Source organism: Segatella cerevisiae, assembly GCF_024054555.1.
Taxonomy (GTDB): Bacteria; Bacteroidota; Bacteroidia; order Bacteroidales; family Bacteroidaceae; genus Prevotella; species Prevotella cerevisiae.
Genome location: NZ_JAMXLY010000024.1, coordinates 40,989 through 47,761, shown reverse-complemented (window position 1 = coordinate 47,761; position 6,773 = coordinate 40,989). Strand labels below are relative to the sequence as shown.

Sequence of the window (6,773 nt, the reverse complement as noted above, 5' to 3'; positions counted from 1 at the left end):
TTATTGAAATGATGGAAATCATCAGAATAATCCCGGAAAATACCGGGATCTTTAGAAATCAAAGCCTGGTGGCTGAGAAAACTCCCGTTCTCGCCATCGGCTGATGAAAATAAATCAGCGGACCCTATTTAATTTTGTCTTGTCTTATATGAATTAAAGTTGCATATAGATTATATTTTATCTAAAATGTTAACTTTTTGAAAGAATTATTTGGAAATTTGATAAATGTTCCTTAATTTTACATCCGAAATAAGAATTTAACCTAATTTCTTTTAGAGAAATTTAATTTTAAGGATAATTCAGGAACTGAAGAATTAAGATTTTTGTGAATACTGTTGATAAGCTCAAAGAAGTATTAGCGAGAATTTCGAATAAATAGTCTGAAAAATCTTTGGATTCTTATAGCAGTTTCAGTAGTATCCTCTAAGGCTACCCAGCAAGCATTTGATGCCAAGTTGGTTAAAGATAATGGTCAAGTACGTATTGAACTTCCGGATTTGGGACTTAGTATTCCTGCAAAGTTGGATGAATCTACTCTTTCCTTGCATATTTATGGGGGGCAGTACATGGGGCCTTTTGTAGATGAAACCTCTTCGACTGATGCAACACCTGTCACTCGTTATGTGTGGACGATGTTATGGGATGAGAACGATGGATACTACACCTGGTCGTCTGATTATGGACTGGTAGGTCAGTTCAATTATGATGAAACTGATAACCTGATTTATACAACCGTATTAAAGGATGATGGCGCATGGGGTGATCATAGTGCAACAAGTCTTATAATGGGTTATTTTACATCATCCTCAGTTTGCTCAGAATCTACTCTGGTTACAACAGATAAGACAGATCTCACTTCAATAGCCTATCCCAGACTTCTAAAAATTGCTGGTTCAGATGCAAAAAGTTTGAAGGCTAATTGAAATTCTTAAATTAGAATTTTATAGAAATTATAAGACCTGACCAGTACTTTGGCCAGGTCTTTTTCTATCCTTTTAATCTAACCTTTAAGAAGGATAGATTTTATGTCACTTTACATTTTCGGCAAACATTTATGTTTGCTTTTTCTTATTAATAACGGTCAGTCTTTACTAAATGCGATTATTAAAAAACTATCGTAGAAGATGGCTAACTATTGTTGTTGTCTTGATATATATTCTTTTTGTGGTTCAGATTCTTCAATTTTTTTTTCTAAAAAACTTTAAACTTAAGTTATATTTAGGAAAAGAATGCTTCTTTATGCGAAGCTAATGGGCTTGATTTAACGTTAGATGGGAGATTCTAAGAAATCTTTGGCCTGACAAACTGGTATTAATTGAGTCCATTATAGTTTCTTTTTGATTATTATATTGTTTGATATCATGACATATAGATTCGTTCTAATCGGTTATTCTTCTGTTCTGATTTCTTGTAAGATAGTTTTATCTTTTGTATTTACGTAAATCATGTTTTAATTTTATGCTTTTGTTAACCTGAATATGAATTAAAGCTGCATAAAACATACATTTTTGTGTTAAATCTTAACTTTTTGCAAGAAATATTTGGAAGTATACTGAATATTTCTTAATTTTGCTTCCTCAAACAGAAATTTACTTTAATTTCTTTTAGAGAGATTTAATAATAGAAAAGGGTAATTTCTGAATGAATATTCTGATGGTTTTGAGAGAGGCTGTCAGAGGTTTGAGAAAGCATTTCAGGTATATCAGAATTGAGCATTAAAAAGAGGGAGATGTTTTGGAGATGCGAAGATTCTGTGTTTGGAAATGAGTAACAAAAAAATTTGATAATTGTAAATTTTAGGTATTTAATCTTCTAATGAAAAAGATTATGGGAAAAAGACTAATGATGTTTTTAGCCTGCTTGTTCCTGAGCTTTGGAATGGCAATGGCACAAACCAATGTATCCGGTACAGTTTTGTCTCAGGAAGATGGGGGACCAATTGTGGGTGCCGCTGTCGTGGCTGTAGGTACCAAGATAGGAACAGTTACCGATGTTAATGGTAATTTTTCTTTATCAGTTCCTGCTAATTCAAGATTGGAGATTTCCTATATTGGTATGGTATCTCAGAAAGTAATAGCAAAAGGCAAATCGATTAATGTGGTTTTACAACCAGATAATAAAAATCTGGATGAAGTCGTTGTTGTCGCTTATGGAACTGCAAAGCGTCAGTCTATTACAGGTTCTGTAGCTGTAGTTGATTCTAAAAAAATTGAGGATCGTATTAGTACATCTGTAACAAGTGCTTTGGAAGGATCCGCTCCTGGCGTTCAGGTTAATAATTCTTATGGTGAACCGGGTACAGAGCCAACTATTCATATTCGAGGTGTTGGAACTTTGGTAAAGGATGCTGACCAACCTCTTTATGTAGTTGACGGAGTTCCGTATGAAGGAAATATCTCCGAGTTGAATCCTAACGATATTGAGAGTATGTCTGTCTTGAAGGATGCATCTTCTGCAGCCCTTTATGGTAACCGTGCTGCTAACGGCGTTATTCTGATTACTACAAAGCGTGCCAGGTATGCTTCCAAGCCTATTCTTACTTTGAATATTAACCAAGGTGTTTATGAACGTGGTATCGGGGAGTATGAGCGTCTTGGCGCGAACCAATGGATGGAAGCTTCTTGGAAAGCTATGAAGAATTATGCATTAAGCGGAGGCATTGTTTCAACAGAGTCAGATGCTGCCACTTATGCTACTCAGCATCTTATAGGTGACTATGCTCGTAAGAATATCTATAATGAGGCAGATAATCAGTTGTTTGATTCAAATGGTAACTTGACTGGTACTATGAATCCTAATTATAATGACCTTGATTGGGAAAAGGCTGTTGAGCGGACAGGTTATCGCCAGGAGTACAATGCTTCTGCAGGTGTATCTGGAGAAAAGTTTAATGTATATACTTCTGCTGGTTATTTGAAAGAGGATGGATATGCTGTAAATTCTGGCTTTGAGCGCTTTACGGGTCGTATTAACAGTAAGTTTAATGCTACCAATTGGCTGGAAGTAGGCTTGAACTTGTCAGGTGCATCTTCGGATTGTAACTTCAATTCAGATGCCAATGGTAGTCATTATTCTAATCCGTTCTATGTTACCCGTTATATGGCTCCTGTTTATTCTTATTACCTGCATAATGCTGACGGTACTTATGCTCTTGATACAAATGGTAACAAACAGTATGATACAACTTCTTCTTATTTGGACAATCGTAATATTGCTTATGAGATGCGTACAGATAAGGATAAGAACAGAAGAAATGTGTTAGATGGAATCGCTTATGCTAAAATTACTTTACCTTACGGTTTTGGCGTTACCTTGAATACAGATTTAAGCAATTCTACTTCAAATCGCGAACAATACAATAATCCCAATATTGGTGATGGTGCTACCAATAATGGTCGTCTTTCTGAATATAATTACCGGTATACAAACATTACAGGGCAGGAACTTCTTACTTGGAACCATAGTTTTGGACAGAATAATATTGATGTCCTGGCAGGTCATGAGAATCATAGTTGGAAACGTAAGTACTATTTTGTCCTGAATACGGATGCTACTGTTGATGGACTTCTGGCTTTAAGTAACTTTATCACAAATTCTGAGACGGAAGGTTACGACTATGATTACAAGACAGAGTCTTATCTTGGTCGTGTGCGTTATAATTATGCGGATAAATATTATGCAGATTTTTCTTATCGTCGTGATGGTTCTTCTAAGTTTAGTAAGGATAACCGTTGGGGTGATTTCTACTCTTTCGGTTTAAACTGGAATATCAAAAAGGAAAATTTTCTAAAGGATGTAAATTGGATTGATGCTCTTCGTGCACGTGCTTCTTATGGTGAAGTTGGTAATGACATGGCTGTAGACTATTATGGTTATCAGGCTTTGTATTATATTACAAAGAATGGAGGCAATCCTGCTTTAATAAAGGAAAAATTGGCTGCCAATGATATTAAATGGGAGACAACCCAGACACTGGACTTTGGTATTGAAGGTTCTCTTTTTAATCGTTTAAACTTTAGCATTGGCTATTTTGATAAACGTTCAAAGGATCTTTTGTTTCAGGTTCGTCTACCTTTATCCGCAGGTTCTTTCCCTAATGATGCCGATATTGCGAATCTGACTCAATATAAGAATATTGGTACAATTTCCAACCGTGGCTTTGAGTTTTCCTTTAATGGTGATGTTGTGCGTAGCAAAGATTGGACATGGAACCTTTCTCTTGATGCAACGACTTTAAGCAACAAGGTTATTAAGTTGCCTGATCATGCCGATATTCTTCATGGACAGCAGAACTATTCAGAAGGTCACTCTGCTTATGAGTGGTATACTTATCATTTTGCTGGTGTTGATCAAATGACAGGACGTTCTCTTTATGATTTAGATGAAACTAAAGAAAGTTCAGCATCATCTGCGGGTGACCTTGTAGAAATCAATGGAAAGAAGTATACGATGTCAACTTCTTATGCTAAGCGTGAATGGGCAGGTTCTGCTCTTCCTTCAGTATATGGTGCATTTGGCTCTAACCTCCGTTGGAAGGATCTTTCTTTGAATCTGTTATTTACCTATAGTTTGGGAGGTAAGACGTATGATGCATCTTATCAAAATCTAATGTCTACAGCTTCAGCTTCATCAGCTTCAGCTCTTCATAAAGATGTTTTAAAGTCATGGTCAAATGCTCCTGAAGGAATGACAGAAACTTCTACTAATCGCATTGATCCAAATGGTATTCCTATACTTGATTTCAATTTAAGTGATGATAACAATGCTGTTAGTGACCGTTGGCTGACGAGTTCTTCCTATTTGATTATGAAGAATATTACCTTGGGTTATAACCTTCCAAAAGCGTTAGTATCAAAATGGGGTCTTGGTGGTATCCGTGTGAAGGCTGGTGTGGAGAATCTCTTCACAATAACTTCTCGTAAAGGCCTGAATCCACAGTATAATTTTGCTGGTGGTAGTGATGATACTTATGTATCAGCTCGTGTCTTCAATTTCGGACTTCAATTTGATTTTTAAAAGGTCACAGGAAAATTAAAAATGAAAAATATGAAAAGTTATATAAATAAAATATTTTCTGGTGTTCTGTTTGTTTCTTTGGTGTCTCTGACCGCATGTAGCAGTGATTATCTGAATACATCACCTTCAGAATCTATAGAGACGAAGCAGGTCTTTGCAACAACTTCAAATGCTTATAATGCATTGAACGGTATCGCTAAGGAAATGACGACTCAGCAAGCATATTATGGTCAGGGATTCGCAGGAGAGAATGCTATTATGCGTCTCTATGAGAATCTACCAAGTCAGAATTATAATTATAATTATTATGCATCTGGTTGGGCTCCTATTCATAATCAGACATTTCACTTGCGCAATACTTCCGTTTATGATTCTTATGCATGGGCTTATTATTATCAGCTTATTGGTAGTGCAAACTCTATTATCTTGCATGTAGATCAAGCATCTGGTGCAGATGCTGATAAACAGTTTATTAAGGCTTCGGCTTTGACTTTTAGAGCTTATGCCTATGAAAAGTTGGTCCATTATTATTGCTATCGTTGGCAGGATAGCAACAATGGCGCATCTCGTGGTCTTCCGTTACGTTTAGATGAATCTACTGATAGTATTCCTGCCGCTACATTAGCAGGCACTTATAAACAGATTTATCAGGATTGCGATTCTGCAATTTTTTATTTTAATAAGAGTGGTAAGGATAGAAATAGTGGAGATGTTTGGATTCCTAATGTCAATGTTGCTCATGCTGTTTATGCTCGTGCAGCTCTTACTAAAGAGGACTATACCACAGCTTTATCCCAGGCTCAACTGGCACGTAATGGTTACCCTTTAATGAGTAATTCAGATTATCAGGCAGGTTTTTGTGATCCTACAAATGAGTGGCTTTTTGGTAGTTATGGTAGTGATGCAGAAAATAATTGGTATTGGTCTTATGGCGTCCAAGGGGCTTGCAATGGCTATTATGCCACTAATATGCCGACTGGTGCCGGTACTATTGGGCATGAATTGATTCAACGTATCCCTAATAATGATGTTCGTAAGCAATTGTTTATTACGGAAGATAAGTTTCCTGAGATTGATATTACAGATTCTAAACAGGTAGATCAGACTTATGGTATTTTAGGATTAGCTGATAAAACAATCCGCAATGAGGCTGATTCTATTATCAAGGCTCATACGGCAAATGGCAAAACAGCCGCTTATCAGTCTGGCTATTATTATCTTGATGGACAGTTGAAATTCTGGGTTAATGGCCAGCCAGGTGTTGGCTATATTCCATTTATCCGTTCTAGCGAAATGGTTCTTATCGAGGCAGAGGCTAATTATTTCTTAGGCAATACTTCTGCAGCTCAAGCCAATTTGGTAGAATTGAATAAGACTTCAGGTCGTAACCCTAATTATGAGTGTTCAAAAACCGGTACTTCTCTCTTTGACGAGATTAAAGATTATCGTGAACTTGAACTTTGGGGTGAAGGCTTTGCTTGGAGTGATTACAAGCGATGGGATATTCCTGTAGTTCGTCATAGTTTTGCTCAAGGTGGTAATGCGCATGCTTCTGTTGCTAAGACTATAGCACCGGCAGATGGAAATAAATGGACTTGGGTTATTCCTAATGATGAGGTTGATTACAATTCATATCTTACTAACCAAGAATAATAAGCAGCTTTTATGTTATATAAGAAGGGGTTTCCTTTATTGGAAACCTCTTTTTTTATCTTCTATGCCCATACGCTTGCGGACGGTTACTAATTTCCGTTAAT

Annotated in this window: 3 protein-coding genes; all 3 read left to right on the top strand. The window is 36.5% G+C overall.

Translation table 11 applies throughout. The features are described from left to right. The first annotated feature begins 455 nt into the window (after positions 1-455). The 3 genes from NG821_RS07530 to NG821_RS07520 all read left to right on the top strand — a co-directional run bounded on the left by NG821_RS07530 (position 456) and on the right by NG821_RS07520 (position 6,669). Positions 456-923, top strand: coding sequence for a hypothetical protein (locus NG821_RS07530; RefSeq protein WP_252761043.1), 468 nt, complete (start codon positions 456-458; stop codon positions 921-923). Between the two features lie 904 nt (positions 924-1,827). Next, positions 1,828-5,016 carry a SusC/RagA family TonB-linked outer membrane protein gene (locus tag NG821_RS07525; RefSeq protein WP_252761048.1) on the top strand — a complete coding sequence of 1,063 codons (3,189 nt, stop codon included), beginning with the start codon at positions 1,828-1,830 and terminating at the stop codon, positions 5,014-5,016. Positions 5,017-5,046: 30 nt separating this feature from the next. Beyond that, positions 5,047-6,669 (top strand): RagB/SusD family nutrient uptake outer membrane protein, encoded by a 1,623-nt coding sequence (locus NG821_RS07520; protein WP_252761047.1) that lies wholly within the window; start codon positions 5,047-5,049, stop codon positions 6,667-6,669. Positions 6,670-6,773 lie beyond the last annotated feature (104 nt).